Below are 17116 nucleotides of genomic sequence, written 5' to 3' on the forward strand. Positions count from 1 at the left end.
CGTCAGGACGTGCGGCACCTCGGTGAGAGATGAGGCTGATCCCTCGGAGTGGACACCCTGGCAATGGATCTTGATGGTTCAGGGAGGGACGGATGTCCAGACGGGACGCCAGTCTCCGTATCCGGAGGAATTCCGGATGGATGCCGTCGCGCTGTATCGCGACGTCGACGGTGTAGGCGCATCCGCTCGTTCGGCTCGTCCGAAACTATTCATGCAGCAACGGAAGCCACAGAGCTACCCGAAGAACGACAACCGCACCTGACGCTCCGCATTGTCGACGTTCGTGTCCACCAGGCACACCGACTGCCAGGTGCCCAGCTCCAGCCGCCCCCCGATCACGGGCAGCGTCGCGTGCGGCGGGACGAATGCCGGGAGCACATGGTCGCGGCCGTGGCCCGGGCTGCCGTGGCGGTGTTGCCAGCGGTCGTCCGCGGGAAGCAGGGCGTGCAGGGCGGAGAGCAGGTCGTCGTCGCTGCCCGCACCGGTCTCCAGTACCGCGATCCCGGCGGTCGCGTGCGGCACGAAGATGTTGAGCAGGCCGTCCCGGCCCGCTGCCGCCTTGGTGAGGAACTGTTCGCAGTCGGACGTCAGGTCGGTGACGGTCTCCGTCGTGCCCGTGGTGACGTGCAGGACGCTGGTGGTGAAGGCAGAGGACATGAGCCCATTGTCCTGTGCGCACCTCGGGATTGCGCGAACCACGTACCGAGACGGCGTGGGCCGCTTCACCCGGAGCGGGGCCACGGGAAGATCCACGCCGCCGATGCGGTTGGTAGAAGCGTGAACAATGCTGGAGTGCACTCACTGGATGTCGTGGTGATCGGCGCCGGGCAGGCTGGGCTGTCCAGCGCCTACCACCTGCGTCGCAGCGGCCTGGAACCGGACCGCGATTTCGTGGTCCTCGACCACGCCCCGCGCCCCGGCGGCGCCTGGCAGTTCCGTTGGCCCTCGCTGACGTACGGCAAGGTGCACGGCATGCACGCTCTGCCCGGCATGGAGCTGACGGGTGCCGACGACAGCCGGCCCTCGTCGGAAGTGATCGGGGCGTACTTCGACAGGTACGAGCGCACCTTCGGCCTGCGGGTGCACCGGCCCGTCGAAGTGAGCGCGGTGCGTGAGGGCGAAGGGGGGCGGCTGCTCGTCGAGACGTCCGAGGGTACGTATGCGACACGGGCTCTGATCAATGCCACGGGGACCTGGGACCGGCCGTTCTGGCCGCGCTACCCGGGCCAGGACACCTTCCGCGGACGGCAACTGCACACGGCGAACTATCCGGGGCCCGCCGAGTTCGCCGGGCAGCGGGTGATCGTGGTGGGCGGCGGGGCTTCCGGGACCCAGCACCTGATGGAGATCGCCGAGGTGGCGGCGGACACGTACTGGGTGACGCGCCGGCCACCCGTGTTCCGGGAGGGTCCGTTCGGCGCGGACGAGGGCCGGGCCGCCGTGGCCATGGTGGAGGAGCGGGTGCGGCTCGGGCTGCCGCCGCAGAGCGTCGTGAGCGTCACCGGGCTGCCGGTCACCGACGCGGTCCGGCAGGCTCGCGAGTCGGGAGTGCTCGACCGGCTGCCGATGTTCGACCGGATCACACCGGACGGCGTGGCCTGGGACGACGGCCGCACCGTCGAGGCAGACGTCATCCTCTGGGCGACGGGCTTCCGGGCCGCCGTCGACCACCTAGCCCCGCTGAGGCTTCGTGAGCCCGGCGGCGGGATCCGGGTCGCAGGGACGCAGGCGGCACGCGACGAGCGCGTCCATCTCGTCGGGTACGGGCCCTCCGCCAGCACCATCGGCGCCAACCGGGCGGGCCGGGCCGCCGTGCGCGGGATCGGCCGGCTGCTGGAGCGCTCCGGGGCCGGGGCGGCTGTGGAGGGTGCCGCGTCCGTGTCCGTGTGAGCGCCGCTCAGCCGGTTCCCGGACTGCGGCGGTTGCGGTTGAACTCGGCCACGTTGCGCTGTTGCTCCGCGTAGTCGTCGGTGAAGCGGGTGTCGCCGGGCGCGACCGTGACGAAGTAGAGCCAAGGGCCGGGGGTGGGGCCGATCGCCGCCACCATCGCCTGCTCGCCGGGATTGCCGATGGGGGTGGGCGGGAGGCCCTTGCGTTCGTAGCTGTTGTACGGACTGTCGATCTTCGTGTCGCCCGTGGACGTGTCCAGAGTGCTGCGGTTCAACGCGTAGTTGAGCGTGGAGTCCATCTGGAGGGGCATGCCGCGGTCGAGCCGGTTGTGGATGACCCGGGCCACCTTCCCCATGTCGGACCCGGTGTCCGCCTCGGCCTGGACGATGCTCGCGATCGTCACCGTCTGGTACACGGAGACGTTGTTGCGCTGCGCTCCGGCCGTGATGTGGTCCGCGCCGAAGCGGTTCCGTGCCGTGTCGACCATGTACCGCAGCAGGCTCTTCGGGGTCGTGGCGGAGGTGACGGGGTACGTCGCCGGGAAGAGATAACCCTCCGGGTTGCCCCTCGCCTCGGCCGGCAGTGGCAGGTCCGCCGTCGCGACGGCTCTCCGCGTGGTGCCGGCGGGTTCACCCAGGACCTTGTCCGCGGCCGCGTACACCTGCGAGGCCCGCCATCCCTCCGGAATCACCAGGGAGCCGGCCTGTTCGGCGGTCTTCGGCTCCCTGGTCAGCAGCGGTACGAGGACGGCGGCGGCCGCCCCGAGTACGAGCACGGCAGCGATGAGCAGCAGCAGACGCCCGCGCCGGGTCGGGCGGATCCCGCGGCGATGGGCACGGGTGTCCGGGGACTCGTTCACCATGCGGGCACGCTATCCCGCGCGGATCGTGCCGTCGGTACCCCGTCCGTGACGACACGCGGTGCGCACCACGCGACGCGAACACACGAACAGGGGATCGGATGTTCGCTGGAACGCGTGATCGTATCGGCATTCGTTGCTCAACTGCCGGACCGCGGTTGATGATTACAGGGCGCAAGCGACGGGCTGCAGACCGCGACTGCGCTGTCCCAGAGATTCACCATGCACAAGGAGAAACACCCGATGAACCTGATCACCAACCTGCTGGCCGGCGTCGTCCACTTCGTGGGTTGGCTCATCTGACCACTGCTCCACCCGGCGCCGTCGCTCCCCGTCCCACGGGAGCGGCGGCGCCGTCGCGTGCGGCCGCGTATCCCGGGGAGAGCTCTCATGGCCGGGATCATGGTGCATCGCACCCCGCCCCTGCCGGTCAGCCCGCCACGGGGGCGGCGAGCCGGGTGTCGTCCCTGCGGACCAGGGCCGCGTACCGCCCGTCCTGGCGCAGCAGTTCCTCGTGGCTGCCGCGCTCGGCGGTGCGGCCGGCGTCGAGGACGACGATCTGGTCGGCATCGCGCACGGTCGAGAGCCGGTGGGCGATGGTGATCGTCGTACGGCCGGCGGAGAGCGCGTCGATCGCCTCCTGAACGGCGAACTCGGTCCGGGTGTCGAGGGCGCTCGTCGCCTCGTCGAGGATCAGCACCGGCGGGTCGCGCAGGATCGTGCGGGCAATGGCCAGCCGTTGCTTCTCACCTCCCGAGAACCGGTAGCCACGTTCACCGACGAGGGTGTCGTAGCCGTCGGGGAGGGAGGCGATGTGGTCGTGGATCTGTGCGGCGCGGGCTGCCGCCTCGATCTCCTCGTCGGTCGCGTCCGGCTTGGCGAAGCGCAGGTTCTCGGCGACCGAGGCGTGGAAGAGGTACGTCTCCTGGGAAACCACGCCGACCGCCCTGGCGAGGGTGTCGAAGTCCAGTTCGCGCACGTCGACCCCGTCGAGCGTGACACGGCCGCCGGTGACGTCGTAGAGCCTCGGCACGAGATAGCTGAGGGTGGACTTGCCGGAGCCGGTGGGACCGACGACGGCCAGGCTGGCTCCGGCGGGCACGGTCACATCGACGCCGCTGAGGGTCGGACCGCTCTTCTCGTCGTAGCTGAAGTCGACGTTCTCGAAGCGGATCTCGCCGCGGATCTTCTCCAGGCGCACCGGCTTCTCCGGCTCGGTGATGTCCACCGTGAGGTCGAGGTATTCGAAGATGCGCTGGAAGAGGGCGAGGGACGTCTGCATCTGCACCCCGGTGGAGAGCAGGCTCACGGCGGGCCGGAAGAGGCCCTGCTGGAGCGAGACGAAGGCCACCAGCGTTCCGATCGAGACGTCGGGACCACCGGACTGCAGGGCGATGCCGGCGGCCCAGTAGATGACGGCCGGCATGGCGGCCATCACGATGCCGATCGTCGACATCCGCCAGCGTCCGGCCATGCTGGAGCGCACTTCGAGGTCGACGAGGCGCTCGGACTCCTCGGCGAATCCCTTGGTCAGCGAGTCCGAGCGGCCCATCGTGCGGCCGAGCAGGATGCCGCTGACGGAGAGCGATTCGGTGACGGTGGCCGCCATGGCGGCCATCTGCTTCTGACGCTGGGTGGTTATCTTCTTCCGCTCGCGGCCGACCCGCCGGCTGATCCAGACGAAGACCGGCAGCAGGAGCAGCGAGACGACGGTGAGCCGCCAGTCGAGCGCCAGCATGGCGACGACCGTGGCGATGACCGCGGTGAGGTTGGAGACCAGGGAGGTCGCCGTCGAGGTGACGGTGGCCTGCATGCCACCGATGTCGTTGGCGATCCGGGACTGGACCTCACCCGTGCGGGTCTTCGTGAAGAAGGCGAGCGGCATCCGCTGGAGCTGCGTGTACACCGCGGTGCGCAGGTCGTGCATGACCCGCTGGCCGACCGTGGTGGAGATGAGGGTCTGGAGCACGCCGAAGACGCTGTTCATCACCGCGGTGAGGATCATGCCGAGGGCGAGCAGCGAGAGCAGTCCGGTCCGCCCCTGAGGGATGGCGGTGTCCAGGATCTCGCGCAGCAGGAACGGAGAGGCGACCGACACCAGCGACGAGGCGCCGACGAGCAGTCCGACCACCGCGAGGCGGCCGCGGTAGGGATGGAAGAGGCGGAGGATGCGGCGCAGCTCGGCAGGCGGCCGGTCGGCGTCCCGGGGCGGGGGTGTCCACGTGGGTTCGTCGGGTTTCATGGGCTCCTTCGTCAGGCGTGCGGCAACAGGGAGGGGCGGGCGCGGGGGCTTGCGACAGCGTGCGCGTCCACAGCGTGGCAGGGCGGTGGCCGGGTGGCCGCCGGCAGGCCCGGGGCCCGGACCTCGCGGCCCTTGGCAGTCGGACAGATGAGAGCATAGCTCATTGTTACCTATACTCACAATGAACAAGGTCCTGATATTGTTCCCGTCATGGACACCCCCGACCCCGACGGCGTGCTCGCCGAACAGCTGCTGCGGCTGACCCGCAGGCTCCAGCGCATCCAGAGCCGTCAGCTGGAACCGATCGGCATCACCCCCGCGCAGTTCCGGCTGCTGCGCACCGTCGCGCACTACGACGGCCCCCCTCGGATGGCGGATCTCGCACAGCGTCTCGACGTCGTCCCCCGCGCGGTGACCACGCTGGTCGACGGGCTGGAGGCCAGTGGCCGGGTGCGCCGGACCCCCGATCCGGACAGCCGCCGGGTGGTCAGGATCGAGATCACGGACGAGGGCATCGCCACGCTGCGGTCGCTGCGCAACGCGCGCCGGGCGGCCGCAGAGGAGATCCTGGCTCCACTGACCGCCGATCAGCGTGAGGTGCTCGGCGGCCTGCTGACCGCTCTGGTCAACGGAATGCCGGAGCGCACCTGCTGACCGGGCGCGAAGCGCCGCGCCGCGCCGCCGAGGGGATCTGGACATGCCACTGCTCGAACCGAAGCCGGAATCCCTGCGCCCCGGAGTGACGCGGTCTCCGTCCCACGACCGCGTACCCGACGCACAGGCTCCGGGCACTCCCGAGCCGCTGCGGGGCGAGCTGACCGCGCTGCTGGGCCCGCAGAAGGTGCTCTGGAAGATCTCCGACCTGGTGCGGTACGCCTCCGACGCCAGTCCGTACCGGTTCGTTCCCCAGGTCGTCGTCGTTCCGGAGGACATCGACGACATCTCCGCGATCCTTTCGTACGCCCACGGCAAGGGCCGCAACGTCGTGTTCCGGGCGGCGGGCACCAGCCTGAACGGCCAGGCGCAGGGCGAGGACATCCTCGTGGACGTACGCCACCACTGGGCGGGCATCGAGGTCCTGGACGGGGGCGCGCGGGCCCGGATCCGCCCGGGGACGACGGTCATGCGGGCGAACGCCACGCTCGCCCGGCACGGCCGGCTTCTGGGGCCGGACCCGGCGAGCGCGATCGCCTGCACGATCGGGGGCGTGGTCGCCAACAACGCCTCCGGGATGACCGCCGGGACCACGCGGAATTCGTACCGCACCGTCTCCTCCCTCACCGTCGTGCTGCCCAGCGGCACGGTGGTGGACACCGGCGACCCCTCGGCGGACGAGGACCTGGCGCACGCGGAGCCGCGGCTCTGCGAGGGGCTGCTCGCCCTGAAGGCGGAGATCGAGGCCGACGCCGCGCTCACCGCCCGGATCCGGGCCAAGTACGAGATCAAGAACACCAACGGCTACCGGCTGGACGCCTTCCTGGACGGTGCGACGCCCGTCGAGATCCTGCGCGGTCTCATGGTCGGCTCGGAAGGGACCTTCGGATTCATCTCCGAGGTCGTCTTCGACACGCTGCCGCTGGACCGCAGGATCTCCACCGCGCTGCTCTTCTTCCCCTCCCTGACCGCCGCTGCGGCAGCCGTACCGCTGTTCAACGAAGCCGGCGCCATCGCCGTCGAGCTGATGGACGGCAACACCCTGCGCGCCTCCGTCAGCGTGAAGGGGGTGCCCGCCGACTGGGCGGGGCTGCCGAAGGAGACCGCGGCCCTGCTGGTGGAGTTCCGCGCTCCCGACGAGGCGGGCCAGGAGGCGTACGAGGAGGCGGCGGCCGGGGTCGTGCGGCAGCTGGAGCTCGTCCGGCCCGTCACCTCGGTGACCAACGAGTTCACCCGGGACGCCCGGACCGTCTCCGGCTACTGGAAGGCCCGCAAGGCCTTCGTCACCGCCGTCGGCGGCTCCCGCCCGTCAGGTACGACGCTGATCACGGAGGACTTCGCGGTCCCGCCCTCCCGGCTGGCCGATGCCTGCGAGGCGTTGCTGGGGCTCCAGGCGGAACACGGTTTCGACGCCGCCGTCGCGGGCCACGCGGCCCACGGCAATCTGCACTTCCTGCTGGCGTTCGACGCGGCGAAGCAGTCCGACGTCGACCGGTACGCCGCCTTCATGGCGGACTTCTGCCGGCTCACCGTGGAGCGGTTCGACGGTTCGCTCAAGGCGGAGCACGCCACGGGCCGCAATATCGCGCCCTTCCTGGAGCTGGAGTGGGGGCCGAGGGCGACCGAGCTGATGTGGCGTACGAAGCAGGTCATCGACCCGGACGGGGTACTGGCGCCCCGGATCGTGCTCGACCGGGACCCGAAGGCCCATCTCCGCGGGCTGAAGACCATTCCCGAGGTCGAGGCGGTGGCCGACCCATGCATCGAATGCGGATTCTGCGAACCGACCTGCCCCAGCCACGACCTGACCACCTCACCGCGCCAGCGCATCGTGCTGCGTCGCGAGATGATGCGGCAGCCGGACGGTTCGCCGGTGGAAGCGGGACTGCTGGACGCGTACGGATACGACGCCGTCGACACCTGCGCGGGCGACTCCACGTGCAAGCTCGCCTGCCCCGTCGGCATCGACACGGGCGCCATGATGAAGGACTTCCGTCACCAACGGCACTCGCCGCGCGAGGAGCGGATCGCCGCGCTCACGGCGAAGAACTTCCGCGTGGTCGAAGCGGTGGCCCGGCTGGCGGTCGCCGCGGCGGACAAGATCGACGACCGGCTGCTCCAGGGCGTCACCGGACTCGCCCGCAAGGCCGTACGCCCCGATCTGGTTCCCGAGTGGCTGCCGGAGATTCCGGGCGCCGCGGCCCGTAAGCTGCCCCGCACCTCCAGGGTGGGGGCGAGCGCGGTCTACTACCCGGCCTGCGTCAACCGCATCTTCGGCGGTCCGGAGGGGCATCGTGGCCCGTCGCTGCCGCAGGCCGTGGTCCTCGTCTCGGCCCGTGCCGGGAAGCCCGTCTGGATTCCGGAGGATCTCGCGGGCACCTGCTGCGCGACGATCTGGCACTCCAAGGGGTACGACGCCGGGAACGCCGTGATGGCCAACCGGATCGTCGAGGCCGCCTGGGGCTGGACCGCCGGCGGAAAGCTGCCGCTGGTCGTCGACGCCTCCTCGTGCACGCTGGGCATCGCCCACGAGGTGGTGCCGTATCTGACCGAGGACAACCGTAAGTTGCACCGGGAACTGACGGTGGTCGACTCACTGGTGTGGGCGGCCGACGAGCTCCTGCCCGAGCTGACTGTGCTGAGGAGGACCGGTTCGGCGGTGCTGCACCCGACGTGCTCGATGGAGCATCTCGACGACGTCGCCCAGTTGCGCACGGTCGCGGAGGCCTGCGCGGAGGAGGTCGTGATCCCGGACGACGCCGCGTGCTGCGGCTTCGCGGGCGACCGGGGCATGCTGCACAAGGAGCTGACGGCTTCGGCCACGGCGAAGGAGGCCGCCGAGGTCAACACCCGGGAGTACGACACGTATCTGTGCGCGAACCGGATGTGCGAGATCGGCATGGACCGGGCGACGGGCCGTTCGTACCACTCGGCGCTGATGGAGCTGGAGCGAGCGACCCGCCCCGGGCCCGCCTGAGCAACGGGCGGCGGCTGCTCAGGCCCTGAGGTCCGCGCGGTCGCCCATCACCACGACCGGGTTCTGCTTCGGATCGAGGGTGCGCAGCAGCTTCACCATGGCCGCCTTCGGCAGGCTCACGCACGCCGATGTGCCGCTGCCGTGGTCCATGTGAAGCCAGATGCTGCCACCCTTGGACTGGCCCTGCGGGCGCGTCGGGTCGTTGGGGGCGGTGCCCTTGACGCGGTTGTAGTCGATGGCGATGACGTAGTCGAAGTCGTGCCAGTACGGCTTGGCCCAGTAGCGGGGCGCCTGGATGGCTGCCGACTCGGTGTACGGGAGCAGAGCGCCCGGGTCGGGCAGTGCGCCGCCCGCGTCGGTGAGGGTGAAGACACCGACCGGGGAGCGTTTGTCGTCCTCGTGATGGTCGGTGGTCCAGCCCTTGCGGCCGTTGTGGGCCTTCCAGCCGGCGGCCTTGTCCCAGGTGGAGCCGGTACGGGTGTACAGCACGACCGTGGAGTCCGCGGAGTTCTTGCCCGCGCCGTACACGGCGACGACCTGGCGGGAGTCGTCAGGGATCCGTGAGTGCAGCCGGTCACCCACGTCCGGGATGCGATCGAGGCCGGTGGTCCGTTCCTCAGCCCTGTCCTTGCGGGCATCGGCCGACCGTGCGTCCGCCTTCTTGGGTTCCTGTCCGTCGCCGCACGACGTCAGGGTCGTGAGCAGGACACCGCAGGCGGCCGCCGAGGCCACCACTCGTACCGCACCGGCTATACGCATCCGTCCATGCTCGCACCATCCGGAGCCCGAGCTGTCCTCGCTTGCGGCTTCGGGCCAATGCGTGCCCAATCTTTTACCCCCGTGGACCGGCTGTCCCTAAAAGGGTTTGCCTCGGCTCCTGCGGGAAGCGAGGCTTGGACGGTTGGTCCCCCCACACGGTCCACGTGCCTCCCCCCACATGTTTCTGGAGATCCTTCGCGGATCTCAGCTCCTTCCGATCTGTGGGACGTCATGCACATTCGCGATCTTCCGTACTCGGATCCCGGCGATCCCGATGTCCGGTCGGGTCCTCGCTTCCTGATCTGGCTCGGCCGCAACCAGATCCGCGGACAGCTCAAGTCCATGGCGTGGGGTCTGCTGCACCAGTGCTCCATCGCGGGGCTGCCGCTCGCCGTGGGGTTCGCCGTCCAGTCGGTCGTCGACCGGTCCGGCGGACGGCTTGCGCTGGCCGGCGGCATGATCGCGGTGCTCGGTGTGCTGATCGCGGTGGGCGACACGATGCTCCACCGGACCGCCGTCACCAACTGGATCACCGCTGCCGCCCGGGTCCAGCAGCTGCTGGCCCGCAAGACCGCGGAGCTCGGCTCGGCGCTGACCCGCAGGGTCGCCGCCGGCGAGGTCGTCGCGGTGTCGACCGGCGACGTGGAGAAGATCGGCTGGTTCGTCGAGGCGCTCTCCCGCTTCGCAGCGGCCGCCGCGGCCCTCGTCATCATCTGTGTCGGGCTCGTCCTCTATCTGCCTTCGCTCGGCGTGTTGGTGGCGCTCGCCATGCCCCTGCTCGCCCTGGCCGTACTGCCGCTCCTCCCCCGGGCCACCCGCCGCGCCGACGTCCAGCGCGAGAAGGCCGGAAAGGCCACCGAGCTGGCCTCGGACACGGTGGCCGGGCTGCGCGTGCTGCGTGGCATCGGCGGCGAGGAACTGTTCCTCGGCCGCTACCGGCGCGCCTCCCAGGAGGTCCGCAAGGCTGCCGTGCGCAGTGCGCGGATGTGGTCGCTGATCTCGGCGATCCAGGTACTCCTGCCGGGCGTGCTGCTGATCTCGCTGGTCACCTACGGGGCCGCACTGGCCCGGGACGGGAAGATCGACGTCGGCCAGCTCGTGACGGTGTACAGCGCGGCGACGCTGATGCTGTTCCCGTTGCGGCACTTCGAGGAGATCGCCATGGCGTACTCCTTCTCCCGGCCGTCCGCCCAGCGTGCGGTCCGGGTCCTCTCGCTGAGCCGGGTCGCGCGGCCGTCCACCATCGACGCCGCTCCGACCGGTGACCTGTACGACCCGGTCACGGGTCTGCTGGCTCCGGAGGGCCTGTTCACCGCGGTGGTCTGCGGCGACCCGGACGAGGCCGGCCGCCTCGCGGACCGGCTCGGCGGCCATGCCCAGCCTGCCGTGGCGAAGGAGGGCGAGGGCGAGGAGGCCGCGGCTCCCGAGGTGCCGTCGGTCCTGCTCGGGGGCGTACCCCTGGACGAACTGGAGCTGGATGCCGCACGGACCGCCGTGCTGGTCCAGGACAAGGACCCGGTGCTGCTCTCGGGAACGCTGCGGGAACTGCTGGACGTGCCGTCGTCCGGGCGGGTGGCCGCAGTCGACGCGCTGGCTGCCGCGCAGTGCGGCGATGTCCTGGACGCGCTCGCCCAGGCGTCCGTCGACACCGGAGGCGACCCCATGAGCACCCGGATCACCGAGCGCGGCCGGTCGCTGTCCGGCGGCCAGCGGCAGCGGCTCGCCCTGGCGCGGTCGCTGGTGACCGACCCGGAGGCCCTGGTACTCGACGAGCCGACGTCCGCCGTCGACTCGCACACCGAGGCACGGGTCGCCGAGGGCGTCAAAGCGCTGCGCAAGGACCGTACGACGGTGGCGTTCGCCTCGTCACCGCTGCTGCTCGACCTGGCGGACCGGGTCGCACTGGTCCACGGGGGGACCGTGGTAGCGGTCGGCACCCACCGTGAGCTGCTGCGTGACGAACCGCTCTACCGCGCGGTCGTCACCCGGGAGACCGAGGACGAGATCGCCGCGTCGGGACCGGACCTGAACGAGGACATCGACACGATCGGCACGATCGAGGAAATCGAGGAGAGGGCATGATCGGCCTCGCACCACCGTCGTACGACCCGGCCGCCCCGGAGTCGGCGACGACCCTGCCGGTCGGCACCCCCACGACCGTACGCACCTATGTCCGGGAGCTGATGCGGCGCCACCGGCGGCCGTTCGTCGTGGTCACGGCGCTCAACTGCGTGGCGGTGGTCTCGTCGATCGTGGGTCCGTACCTGCTGGGCGGGCTGGTCGAGGACCTGTCCGACGGGGTCACGGAGCTGCATCTGGAGCGCACCGCGGCAGTGTTCGCGCTGGCGCTGGTCATCCAGACCGTGGTCACCCGGATGATGCGGCTGCGCAGCGCGATGCTGGGCGAGGAGATGCTGGCCGATCTGCGTGAGGACTTCCTCGTGCGGTCGGTGCGGCTGCCCCCGGGCGTGCTGGAGCGGGCCGGTACGGGAGACCTGCTGTCCCGGATCACCACGGACATCGACCGGCTCGCCAACGCCATGCGCGAGGCGGTGCCGCAGCTGGCCATCGGTGTGGTGTGGGCGGGGCTGCTGCTCGCCGCGCTGGCCGTCACCGCTCCCCCGCTGGCGCTCTCGGTGCTCGTCGCGCTGCCGGTGCTGATCATCGGCTGTCGCTGGTACTTCCGCCGGGCCCCGTCGGCGTACCGCTCGGAGGCGGCCGGTTACGCGGCGGTCGCGGCGATGCTCGCGGAGACGGTCGATGCCGGACGGACCGTGGAGGCGCACCGGCTGGGGGCGCGGCGGGTCACGATGTCGGACCGGCGGGTCGCGGAGTGGACTGCTTGGGAACGGTACACATTGTTCCTGCGGTCGGTGCTCTTCCCCGTCATCAACGCCACGTACGTGACCATTCTCGGCGCGGTTCTGATGCTCGGCGGCTGGTTCGTCATCGAGGGGTGGCTCAGCGTCGGTCAGCTGACGACGGGTGCGCTGCTCGCGCAGATGATGGTCGACCCGATCGGCCTGATCCTGCGCTGGTACGACGAGTTGCAGGTCGCCCAGGTGTCACTGGCCCGGCTTGTGGGGGTCCGGGAGATCGAGCCGGACGCCGGTGACGCGGACGTGGCGCCGGACGGCCGTGAAGTGCGCGCCGACGAGGTGCACTTCGGCTACCGGGCCGGTCTCGACGTGCTGCACAAGGTGTCGCTGGATGTGGCTCCGGGTACGCGGATGGCGCTGGTGGGTCCGTCCGGTGCCGGAAAGTCCACGCTGGGCCGGCTGCTGGCCGGGGTTTACGCCCCACGGACCGGTGAAGTGACGCTGGGCGGCGCGGAGTTGTCACAGATGACGGCGGAGCGCGTCCGTACGCATGTCGCCCTGGTCAATCAGGAACACCATGTGTTCGTCGGCTCGCTGCGGGACAACCTGCGCCTCGCGCGTACCGGTGCCGGGGACGCCGAGCTGTGGGCCTCGCTGGCCGCGGTCGACGCGGACGGCTGGGCGAGGGCCCTCGACGAGGGGCTGGACTCCGAGGTCGGGTCGGGCGGCCTGGTACTCACTCCGGCGCAGGCACAGCAGATCGCGCTGGCGCGGCTGGTGCTGGCCGATCCGCACACGCTGGTCCTGGACGAGGCGACGTCGCTGCTCGACCCGCGTGCGGCCCGGCATCTGGAGCGTTCACTGGCCCGGGTGCTGGACGGTCGTACGGTCGTGGCGATCGCCCACCGGCTGCACACGGCGCACGACGCGGACGTGATCGCAGTCGTCGAGCAGGGCCGGATCAGCGAACTGGGCAGTCATGACGAACTGGTGGCGGCGGACGGTGCGTACGCGGCGCTGTGGCGGTCCTGGCACGGCTGACCGGGCCGCGGCTCCTGGCACCCGGCGGGCAGGCTCGTTCCCGAGCCTGCCCGCCGGGTGCCGTCGCCGTCAGCCGGGTCGCCGCACCGTGACCGGGTCGCCGCCGGCTGCGGGTGTGACCGCGTCGGCGGTGGCGCTGCCGGGGACGGGCTGCGCGGCGACCGTCACCGTGGCGGCGGACGACGCGCGCGGCCGGAGCAGGACCACGGACACCAGGGCGGCGAGCAGGGTGAGCGCCGCGGCGACGATCAGGCACAGCCGGAGGCCGTCGAGGAAGGCGTCGCCCATCGCGCCCAGGGCCTGACCGGTCTGCGCGCCCAGGTTCATTCCGGCGACCGCGCCGAGGCCTCCCTCGCGGGCGGTCTCCACGATGTTCTGGCGGCCGGCTCCGGAGATCCCCGCGTCCGCGAGACGGGCGGGGAAGGTGTCCAGGGCGCGGGAGGTGAGGAGGGCGCCCAGAACGGCGGGGCCCAGTGCGCCGCCGATCTGGCGGAAGGCGTTGTTGCCGGCTGCTGCCATGCCTCCCAGGTGCTGGGGGACGGAGGCGACCGCGGTGGCCGTCATGGGCGTCAGGATGCAGCCCATCCCGATGCCCAGCAGGGCCAGCCGCCAGGCGATGGAGACGAACGACGTGTCCGCGTCGAGGGTGGTCATCGAGAGCAGCGCGCCGGAGACGACGAGCAGCCCGGCGGTGATCAGGGTGCGGGCCGGAACCCGGTGCATCAGGCGGGAGACGGGACCGCCGACAACGATGGACACGGCGGTGACCACGAACAGGCGCAAGGCAGCCTGAAGGGTGTCGAGCTGTTGCACCAGGCCGAAGTAGAGGCTCAGCAGGAAGAAGAAGCCGATGAGGCCCAGGAAGGTGATCATCGCGACCAGGGTGGTGGCCGTGAACGCCGGGCTGCGGAACAGGGCCAGGTCCAGCATCGGGCTGTCGCTGCGCCGCTCGGCCATGACGAAGGCCACCGCGCCGGCCACGGCGGTGAACAGCGCCACCAGGACCTGCGCGTCGGCGAAGGAACCGGCACCGCCCTCGATCACGCCGTACACCAGGGCGGTGATCGCCACCGCGGCGGTGATCTGGCCCGGCCAGTCGAGCCGCCGGCCGTGCGGGGCACGCGAATCGGTCAGCAGTCGCGCGGCGAAGACCGTCGCGACGAGCGAGACGGGAATGACCAGGAGGTAGATCCACCGCCAGTCCGCGTGCTCCAGGACGAGTCCGGCGATCAGCGGGCCGACGGCCAGCGCCGTCAGGAGCGAGGTGGCCCACAGGCCGATGAACTTGCCGCGCTCCCTGGGGTCGGGCACCGCGTGGCTGATCAGGGCCAGGGTCGTGGGGAGCAGCGCGGCGGCGCCGAGTCCGGCGAGTGCCTGACCGGCCCAGAGCACCTCGATCGACGGGGCCGCCAGGGCGACGGCGGCACCGGCGGCTGAGAACAACAGGCCTGCCTGGAACACCTTCTTGCGCCCGTGGACGTCGCCGACCACACCGGCCGTCAGGATGAACGCGGCCATGGGCAGAACGAACGCGTCCTGGACCCAGGACAGTTGGGCCGTCGACGCATCGAGCGCCACCTGGATGGCGGGCAGGCTCACGGCGACGGTGGTCACCGGCAGGTAGGCGACGAAGACGCCGAGGCAGGCCATGACGAGCGTGGCCGCCCGCCGGTCGGGCCGGCTGCTCGCCGCGGGTGTGACGTTCAAGGAAGTACTCCTCTGCGACGCGGCGCGCCGCGGTAAAGGTCCTGTCCGGAACGAGAGCCCGGCATCTCCCGGCCCCGCGCCCCGTACCGGGAACGGTGCCGGATCCGGACCTCAGCATCGGCGACACGGAGCGGAATCAACGAAGCGAGCGGGGTCGGCGAAGACAAACCTCCATCCTCATACGCCCACGTGCCACACTTCCACCGTGATCGACGACGTGGACATGAGAATCCTCCGCACGCTCCATCGCGCGCCGCGCGCCCCGTTCCGGCTCATCGGCGAGGTGAGCGGGGTGTCGGAACAGACGGCGGCCCGCCGCTATCAGGCCCTGCGCCGGGCGGGCGTGATGCGGGTCGTGGGCCTGGTCGATCCCGCCGTACACGGAGAGGCGCAGTGGGTCGCCCGCATCCGCTGCCGTCCCGACCGGGTCGCTCCTCTCGCCGACTCTCTGGCCCGGCGACCCGACATCGCCTACGTGGGCATCGCCTCGGGCGGCTCGGAGATCATCTGCATCATCCGCTCACCGCTCCACGCCCCGCGCGCGGACATGCTGCTCCAGCAGCTTCCCCGGTCCAAGGCCGTCCTCGACGTCAGCATCGATCTGCTCATCCATCCGTTCGGCGACCCGGGCACGGCCGGCTGGACCGGCTACGGCGGACACCTCACCGCCGAGCAGGAACAGCGGCTGGCGGGCAGCCCCTCCCCCGTCCCGGACGGCCGGCTCCTCTCCCTCAGCGCGGAGGACGGGCCGCTGCTCGACGCCCTCGCCGAGGACGGCCGTACCTCGCACACACAGCTGGCCGAAACCACCGGCTGGTCCAAGGGCCGCGTCGCCCGCCGGCTGGAGTCCCTGGAGTCGTCCGGCACCCTCTCGTACGACATCGACCTGCTGCCGGAGCACCTCGGCTTCCATCTCAACGCCACCCTCTGGCTGCGCGTCGCCCCCGCCCGCCTGGAGCGCACCGGGAACGAGATCGCCCGTCACGAGGAGGTCGCGTTCGCCGCTGCCACCAGTGGCGACCACAACGTGATGGCCATCGTCATCTGCCGCGACGCGGAGGAGTTCTACCGCTATCTGACGACGCGCCTCGCCGCCACTCCCGGCGTCGACGCCTACGGGGTCAGTATCCGGGTGCGCCGCCTCAAGCAGGCCGCTTCCCTCATCTCGCACGGCCGTCTGGTCCCTTCCGGACCCGTGCAGCCGCGGGGCGGACCGTCGGCCGTCAGATGAAGTTCATGGCGGCGGCCCCGCCCACTCCCCCGAGCACCATGAACACCGGCATCAGCACCTTCAGCTCCACCCAGCTGCCGGCCCTGAACCGCATGGCCTTCGGCGGGCCGATCGGGTACCAGCGCTTGCGGCCGACCGGGATCGGCCACAGGATCGGGCAGCCGGAGACGGTCAGCGCGTCACCGATGTCGTGGACGAGGGCGCCGAGCACGATGGGCAGACCGAGCCAGAGGTATTCCTGGCCGGGGGCGTTGAAGAGCCAGTCCGAGCCGTTGCCCGGCTTGTCCAGGACGCCCGCGAGAATCCATGCGCTGGTCGCGCCGAGCAGCCACACCAGGACGTCACTGGACATCCGGGCTGCCCGCCAGAGCAGTCCTTCGACGGCGAGCACCAGGTGGACGAAGAGGATCGCCAGCACGGCCCACCGGCCGCCGGTGATCGCCGCCGCGGAGGCGCCGGCTCCTATCAGGACGGCCCACAGCCAGGTGTGGGTGAGCGTCCGGTGGCCGCCGTTGCGGTTCGAGTCGCCCCGCATCTTGGTGGCCTTGTAGACGGCGTGCGAGAGCTTGTCGACGATCTCGCAGAGGCCGCGGGAGACCGGTCCGAAGGCGCGCGAGATGGTCGCCGACTTGTGGTCGAGGTCCGGGGCGAGCGCCGCGCCGGCGGTGATCAGCGCGCCGACGACCAGGACGGGCCACGGCATGGTGTGGCCCGCGGCAGCCGCCGCCGCGCCCACCCCCAGCCAGGCCGCTGCCCCTGACAGAGAGTGTGCCGGTCCCATCATGGCTGTTTCCGCCCCCGTAAGAAGTCGTGTAGGTGTCATCAGGTGCGCCAGGCATCGCCTGCGCACTCGTTCCGGCCATCATCGTTGTGGTGCGGCCGAGTTGAGTGGGCAGCGTATCGTCCGTGATCTTCGTACCGTCGTCCGGTTCCCTCA

Annotated in this window: 12 protein-coding genes; 6 read left to right on the forward strand and 6 right to left on the reverse strand. The window is 70.9% G+C overall.

Annotated elements, in window-relative coordinates:
• Positions 1–234: 234 nt before the first annotated feature.
• On the reverse strand, positions 235–657 hold the full coding sequence (locus tag OG446_RS03125) for a YjbQ family protein (RefSeq protein WP_328892566.1): 423 nt from the start codon (positions 655–657) through the stop codon (positions 235–237).
• Positions 658–792: 135 nt separating this feature from the next.
• On the opposite strand from OG446_RS03125, the gene OG446_RS03130 reads away from it, so the two are divergent.
• Entirely contained in the window at positions 793–1890 is a 1098-nt protein-coding gene (locus tag OG446_RS03130; RefSeq protein ID WP_328892567.1) for an NAD(P)-binding domain-containing protein, read from the forward strand.
• Positions 1891–1897: 7 nt separating this feature from the next.
• On the opposite strand, the gene mltG is transcribed toward OG446_RS03130, so the two are convergent.
• Together mltG and OG446_RS03140 are read right to left on the reverse strand one after the other, a co-directional pair.
• Complete coding sequence (gene mltG / locus OG446_RS03135) at positions 1898–2752, reverse strand: endolytic transglycosylase MltG (protein WP_328892568.1); 855 nt, start codon at positions 2750–2752, stop codon at positions 1898–1900.
• A 427-nt stretch (positions 2753–3179) separates the two neighbouring features.
• Positions 3180–4991, reverse strand: a complete 1812-nt coding sequence (locus OG446_RS03140) for an ABC transporter ATP-binding protein (RefSeq protein ID WP_328892569.1) — start codon at positions 4989–4991, stop codon at positions 3180–3182.
• Positions 4992–5201: 210 nt separating this feature from the next.
• On the opposite strand from OG446_RS03140, the gene OG446_RS03145 reads away from it, so the two are divergent.
• Positions 5202–5645, forward strand: coding sequence for a MarR family winged helix-turn-helix transcriptional regulator (locus OG446_RS03145; RefSeq protein ID WP_328892570.1), 444 nt, complete (start codon positions 5202–5204; stop codon positions 5643–5645).
• Between the two features lie 43 nt (positions 5646–5688).
• Entirely contained in the window at positions 5689–8622 is a 2934-nt protein-coding gene (locus tag OG446_RS03150; protein ID WP_328892571.1) for an FAD-binding and (Fe-S)-binding domain-containing protein, read from the forward strand.
• Between the two features lie 18 nt (positions 8623–8640).
• Here the strand turns inward: OG446_RS03150 and OG446_RS03155 are convergent, their stop codons facing one another.
• Entirely contained in the window at positions 8641–9357 is a 717-nt protein-coding gene (locus OG446_RS03155; protein WP_443050261.1) for a hypothetical protein, read from the reverse strand.
• A gap of 255 nt (positions 9358–9612) precedes the next feature.
• Here OG446_RS03155 and OG446_RS03160 point away from each other — a divergent pair, with 255 nt between their 5' ends.
• On the forward strand, positions 9613–11463 hold the full coding sequence (locus OG446_RS03160) for an ABC transporter ATP-binding protein (RefSeq protein ID WP_328892573.1): 1851 nt from the start codon (positions 9613–9615) through the stop codon (positions 11461–11463).
• Entirely contained in the window at positions 11460–13241 is a 1782-nt protein-coding gene (locus OG446_RS03165; RefSeq protein ID WP_328892574.1) for an ABC transporter ATP-binding protein, read from the forward strand. The genes OG446_RS03160 and OG446_RS03165 overlap by 4 nt, the downstream gene beginning before the upstream one ends.
• A 69-nt stretch (positions 13242–13310) precedes the next feature.
• On the opposite strand, the gene OG446_RS03170 is transcribed toward OG446_RS03165, so the two are convergent.
• Positions 13311–14948: an MFS transporter gene (locus tag OG446_RS03170; protein WP_443050028.1), complete on the reverse strand. Its 1638-nt coding sequence runs from the start codon at positions 14946–14948 to the stop codon at positions 13311–13313.
• A 205-nt stretch (positions 14949–15153) separates the two neighbouring features.
• On the opposite strand from OG446_RS03170, the gene OG446_RS03175 reads away from it, so the two are divergent.
• Positions 15154–16179, forward strand: a complete 1026-nt coding sequence (locus tag OG446_RS03175; RefSeq protein WP_328892575.1) for an Lrp/AsnC family transcriptional regulator — start codon at positions 15154–15156, stop codon at positions 16177–16179.
• On the opposite strand, the gene OG446_RS03180 is transcribed toward OG446_RS03175, so the two are convergent.
• On the reverse strand, positions 16172–16963 hold the full coding sequence (locus OG446_RS03180; RefSeq protein WP_148015343.1) for a metal-dependent hydrolase: 792 nt from the start codon (positions 16961–16963) through the stop codon (positions 16172–16174). The genes OG446_RS03175 and OG446_RS03180 overlap by 8 nt on opposite strands.
• Positions 16964–17116 lie beyond the last annotated feature (153 nt).

The sequence above is a fragment of the Streptomyces sp. NBC_00236 genome (assembly GCF_036195045.1).
Classification (GTDB): domain Bacteria; phylum Actinomycetota; class Actinomycetes; order Streptomycetales; family Streptomycetaceae; genus Streptomyces.

Bases quoted from the DNA above. Each gene is read 5' to 3' on its own strand.
- OG446_RS03125 (WP_328892566.1), bottom strand. From the start codon at position 657: ATGTCCTCTGCCTTCACCACCAGCGTCCTGCACGTCACCACGGGCACG.
- OG446_RS03150 (WP_328892571.1), top strand. From the start codon at position 5,689: ATGCCACTGCTCGAACCGAAGCCGGAATCCCTGCGCCCCGGAGTGACG.
- OG446_RS03165 (WP_328892574.1), top strand. From the start codon at position 11,460: ATGATCGGCCTCGCACCACCGTCGTACGACCCGGCCGCCCCGGAGTCG.
- OG446_RS03145 (WP_328892570.1), top strand. From the start codon at position 5,202: ATGGACACCCCCGACCCCGACGGCGTGCTCGCCGAACAGCTGCTGCGG.
- OG446_RS03160 (WP_328892573.1), top strand. From the start codon at position 9,613: ATGCACATTCGCGATCTTCCGTACTCGGATCCCGGCGATCCCGATGTC.
- mltG (WP_328892568.1), bottom strand. From the start codon at position 2,752: ATGGTGAACGAGTCCCCGGACACCCGTGCCCATCGCCGCGGGATCCGC.
- OG446_RS03140 (WP_328892569.1), bottom strand. From the start codon at position 4,991: ATGAAACCCGACGAACCCACGTGGACACCCCCGCCCCGGGACGCCGAC.
- OG446_RS03180 (WP_148015343.1), bottom strand. From the start codon at position 16,963: ATGATGGGACCGGCACACTCTCTGTCAGGGGCAGCGGCCTGGCTGGGG.